A 16,573-nucleotide genomic window follows, 5' to 3' on the forward strand; every position below is an offset into this window, starting at 1 on the left:
ATCCATGACTCCCGTGCACGATGCGCTCTGTCCCTATAACGATAGAATGATGGTCAATTATTGCTCGGGGTATATCTCAACGCCATGATGTAGAGCAAGCCAACGTTTTCAATATCTTCATCGTGCTGGACCAGACTGGGGCACTGGCCCCACGGGCATTGCCTCCCCTTGGCTATAGCGGGGCAGATATTTCAATCAAGATTGTCGTAGCGCTGGCCTGCCTGACGGTCTACTTCACCGGCGAGAGTATCAACTGGCGGGAAGCCGTGCAGGTACAGCGTTATGCCACCTGTGTTGCCTCGTGGCTACGAGAACCATGCTCCGCGACGCCTCCAGCAGTAGCAACGCCCTCATACCCAGCTGCTCAGGGTGCTTCGGGAGGGAACGCAGCTATCGCTCTGTAACAATGTCACTGATGGCGTCACCCGACAGGGCTTCAATGAGCGTGTCGAAACAGCTCTGGAGGGCTTCGAAATGGCTAAGGTATTTCAGTTTGGCGAGACAATGCCGGAGTATCCCGTCCCGGTTCTGAATGAGCGGGAGGTGCGCGCCGGTGCGGGCATCCTGTTCTTCGCTGCCATGGTGGGATTCTTTCAGGCATTCCTGCTGGGTGACTTCACCGTCATGCGCCTGGTGGTGCTGGCCTTCTTCGTGGATTTCTCGATCCGCGTGATCAATCCGCGCTACTCCCCGAGCCTGGTGCTGGGCCGGCTCATGGTGCACAACCAGGAGCCCGAGTATGCCGGGGCGCCGCAGAAGCGCTTCGCCTGGGCCCTGGGCCTGGTGATGGCGACAACCGTGATGGTGCTCGTCTACGGCTTCAACATGGCCGGCCCCGTGGTGCTGGCGATCTGCATGATGTGCATCGGGCTGATGTTCTTCGAGACGGCGTTCGGGATCTGCATCGGCTGCAAGCTCTACAACCTGGTGTTCCGCGAGAAGGCCCAGCTCTGCCCCGGCGGGGTCTGCATGCTCAAGACCCGCGCGCCCATCACGCAAACCAAGCGTAGCCAACTGGCGGTTGCGGTGCTGGTCATCGCAGGCGTACTCGCCGCGGCCCCCTTCGTGGCTCAGCTCGAGCAGCCTCAGCGCGGTTCGGCAGTGGTTGCGACAAGCGCCACCAAGTAACCCAGGCCTCGGTAACCCAGGCTAGTCGGAGGAATCACCATGAGCACGATCACTCACGCACCGCTATTGATCCTCGGATCCGGCCCCGCCGGTTACACCGCCGCGGTCTACGCCGCCCGCGCCAACCTGGAACCGGTTGTCGTCACCGGCCTGCAGGTGGGCGGGCAACTCACCACCACCACGGAGGTGGAGAACTGGCCCGGGGGCCCGGAGGGGCTGCAGGGGCCGGCGCTGATGGACGACATGCGCGCCCACGCCGAGCGGTTCGGCACCCGGGTGATCATCGATCACATCCACACCGTGGCGTTGCAGCAGCGTCCGTTCCGGCTCGAGGGCGACAACGGCAGCTATACCTGCGACGCCCTGATCATCGCCACCGGGGCCAGCGCCCAGTACTTGGGCCTGGAGTCCGAGGCGGCCTTCATGGGCCGCGGCGTTTCGGGCTGCGCCACCTGCGACGGCTTCTTCTACCGCAGCCGCAAGGTGGCGGTGATCGGCGGGGGCAACACGGCCGTGGAGGAGGCGCTGTATCTCTCCAACATCGCCGAGCACGTCACCCTGGTACACCGTCGGGACCAGCTGCGGGCCGAGAAGGTGCTGCAGCAGCGGCTGTTCGAGCGGGAGAAGGCCGGCCGCGTCACCCTGCTGTGGAACCATACCCTAGACGAGGTGATGGGCGATGACAGCGGCGTCACGGGGGCACGGCTGCGCGCGACCGACAGCGACGGGACAAGGGAGCTGGACGTCGACGGTGTCTTCATCGCCATCGGCCACAAGCCCAATACCGAGCTGTTCCGGGGGCAGCTCGCCATGCAGGACGGCTATATCCGCATACGCAGCGGCCTGGACGGCAACGCCACGGCCACCACTGTGCCCGGCGTATTCGCGGCGGGCGACGTAACGGATCACGTCTACCGCCAGGCCATTACCTCCGCCGGCATGGGCTGCATGGCCGCCCTGGACGCCGAGCGCTTCCTGCAGGAGCACGCCGGAGGCGCCTCGCAGCGGGCTGAAACGCCAGCCGAAGTGGCAGTCGACTGACGCCTGGCCATGGCCGGCGGGCCGCGTGCCTGCCGGCCATTTCTCTTGACCTGGGTCCATCATTGGCTCTGAGCCGGCGTGCTACGCTGGCAGGCCGGTACAGGCACGAAGGGGCGGAGTATGGTGGGGGCTGACCACCCGGCATTTGCCGGCATCGACGACACCCTGCGGGAGCGGATCCGCCGCGAGGGGCGCATCGTTCACTTGCCGGAGGGGCAAAAGGTCTTTCGGCCGGGCGACGCCTGCCAGGGACTTCCGCTGGTGATCGAGGGCAGCGTTCGGGTCCAGATGACCAGCGATTCCGGCCACGAAATCGTGCTCTACCGAATCGGCAGCGCCGAGGTCTGCACCCTCTCCATCGGCTGTCTGATGGCCGGCAGGGGATACCGTGCCGAGGCGGTGGTGGAAAGCCCAACCATGGTGATGCTGCTGCCCCATGGCCTGTTCGACGATCTGATGGGGGCCTCCAGGGCCTTTCGCCGCCAGATCATGGCCTCCTACGGCGAGCGCCTGGAAACCCTGATGCTGCTGGTCGAAGAGGTGGCCTTTCGGCGCATGGACGAGCGCCTTGCCGACTGGCTTCGGGAGCGCGCCGACCAGAGCCCGCTCCACATCACCCACCAGACCCTGGCCGTGGAGCTGGGCACGGCCCGGGAGGTGGTCAGCCGGCTGCTGAAGGAGTTCGAGCGCCGGGGGTGGGTGCGCCTCTTCCGCGGGCGCATCGACATCGTCGACCTGCCGCCGGATCCTACCGGCACCTCCGGGCGTGCAATACTTGGATAAACCACCCATGCAAGGCAAGCAGCGTCGATGAATCGAATCCCTACTCCTGATTCACAGGGCAATTTAACCGTCCCTCCTCCCACGTCGTCGACGGATCATAACGCCACAACGGCTCAGCGCTGACATCCCCGATCAACTGCAGAGGCGTGCCTGCCCAATACTCTGAACGAGTCTTTCCCCTCAGTCAGCGGCCAGGCATTGCTTGATGTTGCCCGCGACATGATGATGACCTTCGTCGGGTCGGCCTGCCATGGTGGGTTCACACATCTAGTTTTTCCTCAGTCAAGATCTGGTTGCGTTGTGCATTAGGCCAGCTTAAGGTAGTAATCAATTACTATCTTCAGGGCTTGTAATGACACAGAAGCGCAATCTAACCGCCGAAGAGCGTCGGGAACGGACTGTTGATACGGTCATTGAGTTGAGTGCACAGGATGATCCGGCCAACATCACCACCGGCAGCATCGCCAAACATATGTGCGTCACTCAAGGCGCGCTGTTTCGCCACTTTCCGAGCAAGGACGCCATCTGGGAGGCCGTCATCGGCAGGGTGGCCGAACGTGTGATAAAGCGGCTGGATAAAGCCGCTGCCTCGGCGGATAGCCCGTTGGCTGCGCTCGAGGCGATGTTCCATGCCCATATCACGTTCATCGTCGAGCATCCGGGCGTGCCTCGGCTGATGATGGGCCAACTGCAGCATGCCCGGCCGACGCCAGCCCGACGTATGGTTCGCTCACTGTTGTTTCGCTACCGTGAGCGGATCGAGAAATTGCTGGCCGAGGCTCAGAAGGAAGGCGAATTGCGTCGAGAGCTGGATGTCGAGACGGCAGCCACGCAGTTCATCGGCACCATCCAGGGGCTGGTCATGCAGTCGCTGATTATCGGCGACATGAACCATATTGCTGAGCAGGCCCAGGGTGCGTTCCACCTTTACTGTCATGGAATCCAGAAAGAGCGAGAGGCGCGGCCATGACAGCCCTGGCCCAGCGTTTGGGGCGAGTGCTGGCAATTGCCCTTGGCTTGGCCGTTGGCGTGGTGCTTCTGGTGCTGTTTGTGCTTAACCGCCAGACCCCGGAGCGTAGCGACACGCCCCCGGCGCCCGTGGCGGTGGCGGTGATCGAGGCGCAGCCGCTGGCGTTTCGCCTGGAGGCCCGCGGCCACGGCATCGCGCGCCCCGCCGAGACCTGGCAGGCCGTGGCCAATGTCTCTGGCAGGTTGGTGGAGCGCCATCCAGCACTGGAGAGCGGTGCCCTGCTGCCCGAAGGCACTCTGCTGCTGGCCCTGGACCCGAGTCGTTATGAACTCGCCATCGCCGAGGCGGAGGCGGAGTTGGCCAGTCTGGCCGGCGACTTGGCTCAGCTCGAGGCAGAGGAGGCCAATACCCGGCGCTTGCTGGACTTGGAGCGCCAGGCACTCGACCTCGCCGAGCAGGAGCTCTCGCGCATCGAGCGTCTGGCGGCCAGTGGGTCGGTATCGACCTCCCAGCGCGATGCTCAGCGGCGCAGTACCCTGGGGCAGCGTCAGGCGGTGACGTCGCTGGAGAACACCCTGGCCCTGCTGCCGCCTCGGCGCGACATTCTCGGAGCCCAGCGCGAGCGGGCATCGGTGCGCTTGGCCCAGGCACATCGCGATCTGGCGGATACCCGTTTCGTGGCGCCCTATGACCTACGCCTGGGTGAGGTGGATGTAGAGCTTCACCAGTTCGTAGCCGTTGGCCAGCGGCTGTTCGAGGCGGATAGCCTGGCTGCTGCCGAGGTGGAGGCGCGCATTCCGTTCAGCATGATGCGGCGCCTGCTGGGCAGCGTGGCGCCGGCCGAGCTGCCGCCCGGCACCCTGGATCTGAGCGAGCGCATCGACCTGGATGCCATCGCTGCCGAGCTGGCGCTGGTCGGGGCGCCCGGTGTGGGTTGGGAAGGCCGGGTGGTGCGCGTGGCCAGCGGCCTCGACCCGGCCACCCGCGCCGTGCGGGTGGTGGTCAGGGTCGAGGCGCCCTGGCGCGATGCGCGGCCCCCCGACCGCCCTCCATTGCAGCGCGACATGTATATCCGAGTGCGCCTGTCGGCGCCGAGCTCCGAACTGCGACTCGTGGTGCCGGCGTCGGCGCTCCACCAAGGCGAGCTCTATCTAGTCAACGGACAGGACCGCCTGGTACGTCGCCCGGTCTCGGTGGCCTTCCAGCAAGGGGATCTGGCGGTGATCGAGGCAGGCCTCGCCCCAGGTGAGCGGGTCGTTGTCGACGACCTGCAGCCGGCTATCGAAGGCATGGCGCTCTCCGTCCGCCGGGACGAGGCCACTGAGGCGCGCCTGGCCGCCCGGGCCTGGGGCGACGCAGTGTCGGGAGAGCAGCCATGATTCGCTGGTTTGCCGCTCACCCCACCGCCGCCAATCTGCTGCTGATACTGCTGCTGGCCGCCGGGCTGTTCGCCGCACCCCACCTCAAGCGTGAAACCTTCCCCGATTATCGTCCGGTGGAAGTGTCGGTAGAGGTGGTTTATCGCGGGGCCAGCGCTGCCGACGTGGAGGACGCCGTGTGTCGGCGCCTGCACGATGCCGTGAAGAGCGTGGAGTTTCTCGATGAGTTCCGCTGTGTTGCCCAGGACAACCTGGCCAGTGCCACAGCAACCATGTCTGCTGGGGGCGATGCCATCCGCTTCCTCAATGAGATTGACACTGAGGTGAGCGCCATCACCGAGCTGCCAGCCCGTGCCGACGCCCCTGTAGTGCTGGAGCTTCACCGCAGCGACCTGGTGGCGGCGGTAGCGGTATCCGGCGACATGCCGACTCGCCAGCTCGAGGATTACGCCCTGCGCCTGGAAGCGCGCATCATGACGCTGCCTGGCGTGGCCAAGGTGGCGATCCACGGCATGTCCCAGCGCCAGTGGCAGGTGGAAGTGCCCCGCGAGGTGCTGGGGCAGCACGGCCTTTCGGTGCAAGAGCTCGCGCGGCGGGTGGCCGGCCAGAGTCTCGACTTGCCGCTGGGCACCCTGGAAACCGCCGACCGTGACATCCTGCTGCGTTTTACCGACCAGCGCCGCTCCCCGGCCGAGCTGGCCGAGCTGGTGGTGGTCTCCGATGCCGGAGGCGGTGAGCTGACTTTGGGGGAGCTGGCCACCATCACCGAAACCGGCGAGCGCGCCGAGGAGCAGATCCGCTTCAACGGCGAGCCGGCGCTGGTGCTGGAGGTGAGCAAGGCGCTGCATGACGATGCCCTGACGGTCAAGGAGCGTCTTGACTCACTACTCGAGTCGGAGCGACGGCGCTTCGATGGCGGCGTCTCGCTGACGCTAACCCAGGATGCGACCAGTATCGTCCGCGACCGCCTGCAGATGCTGGTGAACAACGGCCTGATGGGTCTGGTGCTGGTCGTGCTGGTGATGAGCCTCTTCTTCCGCCCGCGGCTGGCGCTGTGGGCGGTGCTGGGGCTGCCGGCCGCCTTCATGGGGGCCTTTATCGTCATGGCCCTGACCGGGCTGTCGATGAACATGATCACCCTGGTAGCGCTGCTGATGTCCATCGGTATCGTCATGGATGACGCCATCGTGATCACCGACAACATCGCCGCCCACGCCCTGGAGGCCGCCACGCCGCTGGAGGCGGTGGTGGCGGGTACGCGGCAGGTGCTCCCGGGGGTACTCTCCTCCTTTCTCACCACGGTGGCGGTGTTCGCCCCGCTCTCCTTTCTGGCCGGCGAGCTGGGAGCGGTGCTGCAGGTGCTGCCGGTGGTGCTGATCGCCGCCCTGGCGGCGAGCCTCGTCGAGGCGTTCTGGATACTGCCCCACCATCTCAAGGGCAGTCTCAAGGGCAGCGTGGGCCGGCTTGCCGACGGGCAGGACTCCCGCTTCCGGGCCGCCTTCGAGCGTCGCTTTGGCGGTTTTCGCGAGGCCGTCGGGCGGTTGGCCGACCGGGCGATCCGCTTTCGGCATGCGGTATTGGGCCTCGTCTTCACGGTGATTCTGGCATCCGCCGGTTTCATGGCCGGGGGGCATGTGGGCAGTGAGGCGATGCCGGATATCGATGGCGATGTACTGGAGGCACGTATCCTGATGCCTCAAGGTACGCCACTGTCGCGCACCGAGGCGGTGGCCGAGCGGGTCGAGGCGGCGATGCGCGAACTCGATACGCGCTACTCGCCGGAGCAGCCAGGCGGTACCCCTCTGGTCGAGGCGATTCAGGTGCGCTTCAACCACAACCCCAGCGCCCGGGAAGCCGGTCCCCATGTGGCAACCGTCATCGTTGACCTGCTGACCGCCGAGCGGCGCCGGGTGACCTTGGATGAACTGACCGCTGCCTGGCGGGAGGCCATTGGTGAGATCGAGGGGCTGCAGCGGCTGATTATCCAGGAGCCCGGCTTCGGCCCCGCCGGGGTGCCGGTGGAGGTGCGCCTGGCTGGAGATAATCTGGAGGCCATGAAGTCGGCGGCGCTGGAGCTTGGCGCTCATCTCGATGGCTATGCGGCCGTTTACAACGTCATCGATGACCTGCGCCTGGGCAAACCCCAACTGACCTTCTCGATGGCCGAGGGTGCCCATGGCCTGGGCCTGACCGCCAATGAAGTGACCGGCCAGCTGCGCGCGGCGCTGCTGGGTGAGATCGCCGACACCCAGCGCATCGGCAACCAGGAGATCGAGGTGTTGATTCGTCTGGCCGAAGCGGACAGGACTTCTCTCGACGCCCTGGCCGATCTGACCATCGCCCTGCCGGACGGTCGCCGGGTGCCCCTGGAGGTCGTTGCCAACACGGAGGAGCGGCGCGACTGGGCGCGTATCACCCGCATAGATGGGCGGCGTACCGTCACCGTGGAGGCCAACGTGGATGCGCGACAGGCCAGCGGTCAGGCCATTGTCGATGATCTCGTCGGCAGCGGCTGGCTGGAGGACTTCCGGTCGCGTCATCCCGGTGTGGCGGTCTCCTTCGAGGGCCAGGTTGCTAGCTCCGCCGAGACCGGCGGCTCCATCGGCCGCGGCCTGCTGATCGGCCTGGTGGGCATCTTCGTGATCCTCTCCTTTCAGTTTCGCAGCTACGTCGAACCGCTAATCGTCATGCTCTCGATCCCGCTAGCCTTCATCGGTGCGATCTGGGGACATGTGCTGATGGGCTATTACCTCTCCATGCCGTCATTGATCGGTGCGGCATCGCTGGCCGGCATCGTGGTCAACAACGCCATCCTGCTGATCCACTTCATCAAGACCCACCGCGAGCGCGGGCTGGATGCCGTAGCAGCCGCCGGCCAAGCCAGCCGCGACCGGCTGCGCGCCATCCTGATCTCGTCCACCACCACCATCGCCGGCCTGCTGCCGCTGCTGGCCGAGACCAGCACCCAGGCGGCGGCCATCAAGCCGCTGGTGATCTCGGTGGTGTTTGGATTGCTCAGCGCTACGGTGCTGGTGTTGCTGGTGATCCCAGCACTCTACGTGCTGTTCGACGACTGGGGGTGGGTTCAGGCGACTGAGCCATCAACAGGATGGCCGGCACGAGAAACCCGCTAATAATTGCTCATCACAACAGGAAATAACCATGACCTTACGCAAATACAGTACCAGGAGCGTTCTGCTGCTCGCCCTAACTGCCCTGCCTACTTGGCTCATGGCTGGTGATCATGACATTCAACACTCAGCAAGAGAGCAGGAAAGCTCCAGCGAGGATCTAGTGCTTCGCTCCATCATGCGCGAACTCGACGAAAATATGCGTGAGGTTGTCGGAGCCATCTCCCGAGAAAACTGGGACCTAGTAGCGGAAATTACTCCCCTGATTGCCGACCATCCCGAACCACCGCTCTCCGAAAAGACACGTATATTGCGCTTTGTCGGAACCGATGCCGCACGCTTCGTGGGACACGACAGGCAGGTACATGAAGCCGCCATGGAAATGGGTGCAAAGGCGCGTCAGGAGGATGGAGAAGCAGTGATTGAAGCATTTTCCCGAGTGCAGAAGCACTGCCTCGACTGCCATCAGGAGTTCAAGGAAGAATTCAGGTTGCACTTTTACGGCGAATGAATGGAACCCTCGGCCGAACAGCAGGATACCGAGGCGCGCCTACAGAAGCGTGACTGTTCTCGTGAACCGTACCGACCTTCTCGGTGACCCGCTGGTTTGAGTCAGGCCGCCTTCTTAGCCTGATCCTGGCTCATCTCGTCCTCCTGATGGCTGCACTATAGCCTGTGCAGCTCTGGTGGGGGTCACTTCATGCCTTCCGACTTGGGCACCGTATGGGCACGGACAGAAAAAAGGGCCTACGACAGTGTCGTAGGCCCTTTTTTGAATTCGTGGCGCGCCCGGCAGGATTTGAACCTGCGACCCTCGGCTTCGGAGGCCGATACTCTATCCAACTGAGCTACGGGCGCATACCTCACGCTCGGCGTGAAGCGGCAACATCGTAACCGGGCAGGGTCGCGCTGTCCAGCCTGGCCCTGGGCGAGTGCCCCGCCCGCGGTTGGCCGGGCGCGCCATCAGCGGGTTTCGCGGCCGAAGATGCGGTACTCGTCGGGCACCTCGGCCTGTGCTTCCGCCTGGCGGGCCAGCCGCTCCAGGCTGGCGACCAGGGTGGTGGTGGCGGCGGCGGCCCGGGCCTCGAGCGCCTCACCCAGCTCTTCCCGGACCCGTTCGACCTCGCCCAGCAGTTCCTCCTCCATGGCCGGGCGGTAGCGCGCCTCCTCGGCCTTGAGCAGGGCGTACTCGGTAGCGGCGAAGGCGGCCAGCGAGACGGCCACCGCGGCCGAGCCGGCCACCAGGGCCCCGGGACCCGTCGGTGCTGCCACCGCACCGGCGGTGGCACCGCTAGCCAGGGAGCGCGACGCATGGGTGCCCAGGCGGGCGGCGACTCGCCCTAAGGCGACCCTGGCACTCTGGGCGGCGGCTCCGCCGGCCAGCCGCTGGGTCAGGGCGCGGCCGGCCACCAGCCCGGCGGCCCCGCCGACGCCGGCCGTGCTCCAGCGCAGCCGGTCCAGGCTCTCGCGAATGGCCTCGTGAAACACGCCCCCCAGGTCGATCACATAGCCGCTCTCGGCGCTCTCCGGTGAGACCTGACGCTCGGCATAGCGGGCGTGAAGCCGCTGCTCCAGCGTCTCTAGCGATGCCTGCTGGGCCTGCGCCAGCCGAGCCGAAAAGTCCACCTGCAGCTCGTCCAGCGCCGACTCTATGCCACTCTGCTCGATGAGACGCTCGCGAAGCCTCGCCTCGAGCCAGCCGTCGAGATCGCCGGCGATCGCCATGCCCAGCCGCAGGTAGCTGCCGCGCAGCGAGAAGTACCAGTCGAGATAGCCGGGCACGGCGGCCTCGAGCGGGGCAAAGGCCGCCTCCAGCCGCGGCGCCATCCAGGGCGTCAGCTCGGCCACCAGCTGGGCGTCGAAGTCGGCGGTGAACTCGGCCAGGTCACGTCCGAAGGCCGCATGGGTCTCGGCATCCAGGGTCAGGGCTTCGCCGCCCACCACCACCCGGAACAGCGGCGCCTGGCGGTCCGACGGCTGCAGCCGATGGCTCTGGTGGAAGGCCAACAGCATCAGCAGGCCGACCAGCAGCAGCGATACCGCCCACCGGCGCCAGCCCGGGTGGCGTTGGCTGCCGGGCGCTTGGCTCGACGGGACCCGCTCGATGATGGCTTTCATGGCAGCTTCAGCCTCCTACTACTCCGCTCTCGACCCGGGCCGCTCTTGACCCAGCCCGCTCTCGACCCAGGCCACCCGCGCCCCGTGGCACTCGGTGCGCCCCTCCGCTACGACGCCGGTGGCTTACCGGCCGGCGGCCGCAGGGCATCGGCAAGCCGGTCGGTTCCCACCAGCAGGCGCACATAGGCCCAGCCGAAGGCGCTCTGCGTCAACAGCAGCAGCACCCAGCCCAGCAGCGCCAGCCCCTCGCCCAGCGACGCGTGCTCGGCGGCATTCTGCATGGCCCAGTACTGGGTCAGGGTCACGGCCTCGGCCAGCCGCTCGCACAGCGCCAGCAGGCTGTCGCCGCCGGACGGCACGTGGCGTACCAGCGCCTGTTCCCAGCCCAGCCCGACCAGGTAGGGCTGCGGCCGCCACAGCGCCTGAACCACCAGCGCCAGGATCAGCAGGCTTGCCGCCGGCCACACCACCAGCCGGCGCGTCACCGCCGGCAGGTACTCGGCGATGACGTGGCGGGCCAGGCGGCGCTGCAGCACATAGCGCAACACCACCAGCCCCACCACGCCGACCAGCAGCGGCGCCCAGTAGACCGGCGCCAGCAGGCGGAGTTTCACCAGCAACAGCAGCGCCAGGCAGGCCCCCAGCAACTGGTGGCGGATCAGCATCAACAGACCACCGCGCAGCCAGCGGTGCCAGGGGGAGTCGTCACGCAGGTACTGCCCCAGCCAGGCCCGGCGCCTTAGGCGCGCGGCCTCGAAGCCGCCGGCGGCGATCAGCTGCGCCGTGACGATCCAGATCGGCAAAAACAGCAGCCCGGCCGTGGCCTCACCCAGCAGCGACCATGCCAGGAGCAGTATAGCGGCAAGCCCCAGGGGGCCATGCCGGCGCAGGGCGCCGCGCCCGTCGACTCCGAGGCGGCGTGACATGGCCGGCCTCAGCCGCCCGCCGGGCGCGATGCGCCACGTTGAAGGGGGGCCATCAGCTCGCCTGCACTATGGAGCAGACCTTCTTCACGATATGCCGGCCGATGGGAATCGCCGAGGTGGCGGCGGGCGAGGGGGCGTTGCAGACGTTGACCGTGCGCCGGGTGTTGACGAACAGGAAGTCGTCGATCAGCCGCCCATCGCGGGAGACCGCCTGGGCGCGCACCCCGGCCGGCCAGGGCTCGAGGTCGTCGAGGGCCAGGCTCGGGCAGTACTTGCGCACCTCGGCGAGATAGCTCTTGCGAAACAGCGAGTTCTTCAGCTCCACCAGGCCCGGCCTGAAATTGCGGCCGAGCACCTTGAGAATCCCCGGGTTGGTGAACATCCGCGCCATATCGGGAAGCGAGACGTCACGCTTGCGATAGCCTTCGCGCTTGAGCGCCAGCACCGCATTGGGGCCCACGGTCACCGAGCCATCGATCATGCGTGTCAGGTGCACGCCGAGAAACGGCATGGAGGGGTCGGGAATCGGATAGATCAGGTGGTTGACGATACCGCTGTGGCGATCGGCCAGGCGGTAGTACTCGCCGCGGAACGGGCAGATGGTGAAGCCGGGATCGCGCCCCAGCAGGCGCACCACGCGGTCGGCCATCAGCCCCGAACAGGAGACCAGATAGCGGCCGCTGTACTCGCCCTGGGAGGTGGTCACCAGCACTTCGCCGGCGCGCTCGTCCAGGCCGGTCACCTTATGGTCATAGCGGATCTGTCCACCGCGGCGCTGGAACTCGTCGCCCATGGCCTCGGCGACCCGGGCATAGTCGACGATACCGCTGGAGGGGATGAAGAGCGCCCCCATCCCGGTGATATGGGGCTCACGCTCGGCCAGCGCCTCGGCGCAGAGCCACTCGCGCTCCAGGCCGTTGGCCGCGGTGCGCTCCCACAGCGCCTCCATGCGCGTGAGCTCGCGCGGGTTGGTGGCCACCAGCAGCTTGCCGCAGATCTCGTAGTCGATCTTGTGCCGGTCGCAGAATTCCCGGGTGGCGCGGTTGCCCGCCAGACAGAAGCGCGCCTTGAGGCTGCCCGGCGCATAGTAGACGCCGGCGTGGATCACCCCGCTGTTGTGGCCGCTCTGATGTCGGGCCGGGCCGCTCTCCTTTTCCACCAACAGCATCTTCTTGTCGGGAAAGCGCTCGGCCAGCTGCATGGCGGTAGAGAAGCCGAGGATACCGCCGCCGATGATGATGAAGTCGTACACGCCTGCCTCGCTCGTCCTTGCCCCCTGCCGGGCACCATCCGTTCACGATACCCCGGCGCCGAGGCGAGTTACCAGCCGGGGCGCCAACGGCCGCCCGGCTGTGCCACAATAGCGCCCCGACGGCGCTATCATGCCAAAGGCGTGGGCAACGGCGTTTTCCAGCGGTTCGGGTTGCCGGTATACTGGAGCGCACTGTGTCCGTCATGGCATCCCTGGGCTGTCGTGATGCCGACGACGATGTCGCCACGAACAGAATTCGATAACAGGACCGTCAAGAGGTGGTGAGAGTGAAATCCAGCAAGCTGATCATGGGGTGCCTGGCCACCCTGGGCCTGACGGCGGGCGCCTCGCCCGTGCTGGCCGACGTGGACCGCGATGCCATTGCCGAACGCCTGAAGCCGGCCGGCCAGCTCTGCCTGCAGGGCGAAGACTGCGGCACCGCCGCCGCCCCGGCGGATGACAACGGCAATGACGTGGCCGACGCCAACGGCATCGACGGCGGCGCCATCTACAACCGGGTGTGCATGGCCTGTCACGACACCGGCGCCGCCGGAGCACCGGTGCGCGGCGACGAGGGGCAATGGGCCGACCGTCTCGACAAGGGCTGGGATGAGCTGCTGGCCAACTCCATCAACGGGATCGGCGCCATGCCGGCCCGCGGCGGCAACCCCAACCTCACCGACGAAGAGGTCGCCGCCTCCACCGCCTACCTGCTCGAGCCGGTAATGGACGTGCCGGATGTCGCCGAGGAAGCCCCCGCCGAAGAGGCACCGGTTGAGGAAGCCCCCACCGAAGAGGCCGTGACCGAGGAAGAAGCGGTCGAAGACGAGGCCGTGGAGGAAGCGACCACCGACGAGGCAGCCGTGACCGATGACGAGCCGGCATGGGCCGGTATCAATGGCGAGGCCATCTACAACCAGGCCTGCATGGCCTGCCACATGACCGGTGCTGCCGGCGCGCCGATTCGCGGCAATGAAGGGCATTGGGCCGAGCGCATGGAGCAGGGCATGGAGACCCTCTACGAGAACTCCATCACCGGTATCGGCGCCATGCCGCCCAAGGGCGGCCACGCCAACCTCTCCGACGACGAGGTGCGTGCCGCCACCGACTACCTGGTCGAACCGACTCGCTGACCCGAGAGTCGCGGTAAGACGAACGGGGCGCCTTGCGGCGCCCCGTTTGCGTTGGTGGGGCAGGCGCCCTCAGCCAAGTAAAGAGCCCTCAGCCAAGTAGAGAGCGCAGCCCGGCAATGGCGTCCTGGCCCCGGGCCTGCTTCTTCTCCGGGTCCTCCTTGTCGGCGCGCCCCTCCCACTCCAGGTCGTCGCTCGGCAGTTCGTCGAGAAAGCGGCTGGGCACGCAGTCCATCAGCTCGCCGTAGGCCTTGCGCTGGCGCGCCAGGGTCAGCGTCAGGGTGCGCCGTGCCCGGGTGATGCCCACATAGGCCAGGCGGCGCTCCTCCTCCACGGTGCCCGCCTCGATGGCGTTGCGGTGGGGCAGCAGCTCCTCCTCCAGGCCCATCAGGTAGACGTGGGGGAATTCCAGCCCCTTGGAGGCGTGCATGGTCAGCAGCTGCACCTTGTCGGTGTCGTCCTCCTCGGCCTGCTGCTCGAGGATGTCGCGCAGCACCAGCCGCGAGATCGCCGCCTCCACGTCGTCGGTCTCGCCCGCCTCAACGGAGGCATCCTCCTCGGGCTCGCGGTTCATCGACTTCTCGAGCTGGTCGATCAGCGTCCAGACGTTGGCCATGCGCCGCTCGGCGATGGTCGGGGCGCTGGCGTTCTGGTAGAGCCAGGCCTCGTAGTCCATCTCGCGCAGCATGTCGCGGATGGCGGCGATGGCGTCGCCGCCGTCCATGCGCCGCCGCACGCCGTCGATGAAATGGGTAAACCTCCCTAACCGCTCCACGGCACGGGCCGGCAGCTGCTGCTCCAGGCCCAGCTCGTGGCAGGCGGCGAACAGCGAGCCCCCGCGGTCGGTGGCATAGTTGGCGAGCTTCTCCAGGGTGCCGGGGCCGATCTCGCGGCGCGGCACGTTGACGATACGCAGGAAGGCGTTGTCGTCGGCGGGATTGATCAGCAGCCGCAGGTAGGCCATGGCGTCCTTGATCTCGTTGCGCGAGAAGAAGGAGGTGCCGCCGGAGAGCTTGTAGGGGATCTGATAGTGCTGCAGCTTGAGCTCCAGCAGCCGGGCCTGGAAGTTGCCGCGATAGAGCACCGCGAAGTCGCGCCACTCGGAGCGCTCCTTGATGCGCCGGGTGAGAATCTCGCTGGCCACCCGCTCGGCCTCGGCCTCCTCGTGGCGGTTGACCACCACGCGGATCGGCGCCCCCTGGCCCATCTCCGACCACAGCGACTTCTCGTAGACGTGGGGGTTGTTGGCGATCAGGGTGTTGGCGGCGCGCAGGATGGTGCCGGTGGAGCGGTAGTTCTGCTCCAGCTTGATCACCTTGAGCCGCGGGAAGTCCTCGCCCAGGGTGACCAGGTTCTCGGGACGGGCGCCGCGCCAGGCGTAGATCGACTGGTCGTCGTCGCCGACCACGGTGAAGGTCGACCGCTCGCCCATCAGCAGCTTGACCAGCAGGTACTGCGAGACGTTGGTGTCCTGGTACTCGTCCACCAGCATGTAGTGAATCTTGCGCCGCCAGCGCGCCAGCACCTCCGGGTCGTCGCGCAGCAGCACCACCGGCAGCAGGATCAGGTCGTCGAAGTCCACCGCGTTGTAGGCCTTGAGGTGACGCACATAGGCCTCATAGACCCGGGCGGCGTAGTGCTCGTCGTCATTGGCCGCATGGGAGAGCGCCTGGCCCGGCAGCACCAGGTCGTTCTTCCACTGGGAGATCTGGTGCTGCACGGCGTTGATCTGCTCGGCGTCGACCTGGGCGTCCTTGTTCATCAGGTCGCGCAGCAGCGCCTTGGCGTCCTCCGGGTCGAACAGCGAGAAACCGGGCTTGTAGCCCAGCGTCTTGAGTTCGCCGCGGATGATGTTGAGCCCCAGGGTGTGGAAGGTGGAGACGGTGAGCCCGTGGCCCTCCTTACCCTTGAGCATCTCCCCCACCCGCTCCTTCATCTCCCGGGCCGCCTTGTTGGTGAAGGTGACCGCGGCGATGCGCCGGGCGCTCATGCCGCACTCCTGGACCAGGTAGGCGATCTTGGTGGTGATCACGCTGGTCTTGCCGGAGCCGGCCCCGGCCAGCACCAGGCAGGGGCCGTCGATATAGCGCACCGCCTCCTGCTGGCGCGGGTTGAGCCGGGCGACGCGGCTGGCAATGGTCGGGGTCATCGAGGCTTCCTCGGCAGATCGACGTCCGCGGCGCCGGCATAGCCCAGCTGCCGCCAGGCCTCGAAGACGATCACCGCGCAGGCGTTGGAGAGATTGAGGCTGCGGCTTTCCGGCAGCATGGGAATGCGCAGCCGCTGGGCCTCGGGCAGGGCGTCGAGCAGCGCCTGGGGCAGGCCGCGGGTCTCGGGGCCGAACAGCAGCACATCCCCTTCGCGATAGGCCGGCTCATGATAGCCGGTGCGACCGCGGGTGGACACGGCAAACACCCGCGCGGGTCTGACCGCTTCGAGAAAGGCCGGCCAGTCACGATGGACTTTCACCGCGGCCCATTCGTGGTAGTCGAGCCCGGCGCGGCGCAGGCGCTTGTCGTCAAGCGCGAAGCCCAGCGGCTCGATCAAATGCAGGTGAAAGCCGGTATTGGCGCACAGCCGGATCAGGTTGCCGGTATTGGGCGGAATCTCGGGCTGGTAGAGCACCACGTCAAGCATAAGCGGATTCCGAAACAGCCGGCGACACAACGCAGTCGGGCCCCATAACGGGGCCCGATGTCATGCGCGGCATGGGGG

The 16,573-nt window shown here is 66.6% G+C and carries 13 protein-coding genes and 1 tRNA gene; 8 read left to right on the top strand and 6 right to left on the bottom strand.

Going from position 1 to position 16,573, the window contains the following annotated elements; translation table 11 throughout:
- Window positions 1-474 precede the first annotated feature (474 nt).
- The 7 genes from HOP52_RS02340 (at window position 475) to HOP52_RS02370 (ending at window position 8,943) form a co-directional block, all read left to right on the top strand.
- A complete protein-coding gene (locus tag HOP52_RS02340) occupies window positions 475-1,128 on the top strand; it encodes a DUF4395 domain-containing protein (RefSeq protein WP_238975589.1) in 654 nt (217 codons plus the stop codon).
- Between the two features lie 39 nt (window positions 1,129-1,167).
- The gene (gene trxB / locus HOP52_RS02345) at window positions 1,168-2,169 is read left to right on the top strand and encodes a thioredoxin-disulfide reductase (protein WP_238975591.1); all 1,002 of its coding nucleotides are present in this window, start codon (window positions 1,168-1,170) and stop codon (window positions 2,167-2,169) included.
- A gap of 120 nt (window positions 2,170-2,289) precedes the next feature.
- Complete coding sequence (locus tag HOP52_RS02350; protein ID WP_238975593.1) at window positions 2,290-2,952, top strand: Crp/Fnr family transcriptional regulator; 663 nt, start codon at window positions 2,290-2,292, stop codon at window positions 2,950-2,952.
- Between the two features lie 352 nt (window positions 2,953-3,304).
- Window positions 3,305-3,922, top strand: a complete 618-nt coding sequence (locus HOP52_RS02355; RefSeq protein WP_238975595.1) for a TetR/AcrR family transcriptional regulator — start codon at window positions 3,305-3,307, stop codon at window positions 3,920-3,922.
- On the top strand, window positions 3,919-5,301 hold the full coding sequence (locus tag HOP52_RS02360; RefSeq protein ID WP_238975597.1) for an efflux RND transporter periplasmic adaptor subunit: 1,383 nt from the start codon (window positions 3,919-3,921) through the stop codon (window positions 5,299-5,301). The genes HOP52_RS02355 and HOP52_RS02360 overlap by 4 nt, the downstream gene beginning before the upstream one ends.
- Window positions 5,298-8,435: an efflux RND transporter permease subunit gene (locus HOP52_RS02365; RefSeq protein WP_238975599.1), complete on the top strand. Its 3,138-nt coding sequence runs from the start codon at window positions 5,298-5,300 to the stop codon at window positions 8,433-8,435. The genes HOP52_RS02360 and HOP52_RS02365 overlap by 4 nt, the downstream gene beginning before the upstream one ends.
- Before the next feature lie 28 nt (window positions 8,436-8,463).
- The gene (locus HOP52_RS02370; RefSeq protein ID WP_238975601.1) at window positions 8,464-8,943 is read left to right on the top strand and encodes a cytochrome c; all 480 of its coding nucleotides are present in this window, start codon (window positions 8,464-8,466) and stop codon (window positions 8,941-8,943) included.
- Between the two features lie 270 nt (window positions 8,944-9,213).
- Here HOP52_RS02370 and HOP52_RS02375 read toward each other — a convergent pair.
- The 4 genes from HOP52_RS02375 to lhgO form a co-directional block, all read right to left on the bottom strand.
- Window positions 9,214-9,290 (bottom strand) — tRNA-Arg (locus tag HOP52_RS02375).
- 105 nt (window positions 9,291-9,395) lie between these two features.
- On the bottom strand, window positions 9,396-10,550 hold the full coding sequence (locus HOP52_RS02380) for a hypothetical protein (protein WP_238975603.1): 1,155 nt from the start codon (window positions 10,548-10,550) through the stop codon (window positions 9,396-9,398).
- Between the two features lie 107 nt (window positions 10,551-10,657).
- On the bottom strand, window positions 10,658-11,476 hold the full coding sequence (locus HOP52_RS02385) for a hypothetical protein (RefSeq protein ID WP_238975605.1): 819 nt from the start codon (window positions 11,474-11,476) through the stop codon (window positions 10,658-10,660).
- Between the two features lie 52 nt (window positions 11,477-11,528).
- Window positions 11,529-12,728: an L-2-hydroxyglutarate oxidase gene (gene lhgO / locus HOP52_RS02390; protein WP_238975607.1), complete on the bottom strand. Its 1,200-nt coding sequence runs from the start codon at window positions 12,726-12,728 to the stop codon at window positions 11,529-11,531.
- A gap of 287 nt (window positions 12,729-13,015) precedes the next feature.
- Between lhgO and HOP52_RS02395 the strand changes: the two genes are divergently transcribed.
- Window positions 13,016-13,861 carry a c-type cytochrome gene (locus tag HOP52_RS02395; RefSeq protein ID WP_238975609.1) on the top strand — a complete coding sequence of 282 codons (846 nt, stop codon included), beginning with the start codon at window positions 13,016-13,018 and terminating at the stop codon, window positions 13,859-13,861.
- Window positions 13,862-13,949: 88 nt separating this feature from the next.
- On the opposite strand, the gene rep is transcribed toward HOP52_RS02395, so the two are convergent.
- Entirely contained in the window at window positions 13,950-16,007 is a 2,058-nt protein-coding gene (gene rep / locus HOP52_RS02400; RefSeq protein WP_238975611.1) for a DNA helicase Rep, read from the bottom strand.
- The gene (gene trmL / locus HOP52_RS02405) at window positions 16,004-16,495 is read right to left on the bottom strand and encodes a tRNA (uridine(34)/cytosine(34)/5-carboxymethylaminomethyluridine(34)-2'-O)-methyltransferase TrmL (RefSeq protein ID WP_238975623.1); all 492 of its coding nucleotides are present in this window, start codon (window positions 16,493-16,495) and stop codon (window positions 16,004-16,006) included. Before trmL ends, rep begins: the two co-directional genes overlap by 4 nt.
- Window positions 16,496-16,573 lie beyond the last annotated feature (78 nt).

The organism is Billgrantia campisalis (assembly GCF_022341425.1).
Taxonomy (GTDB): domain Bacteria; phylum Pseudomonadota; class Gammaproteobacteria; order Pseudomonadales; family Halomonadaceae; genus Halomonas; species Halomonas campisalis.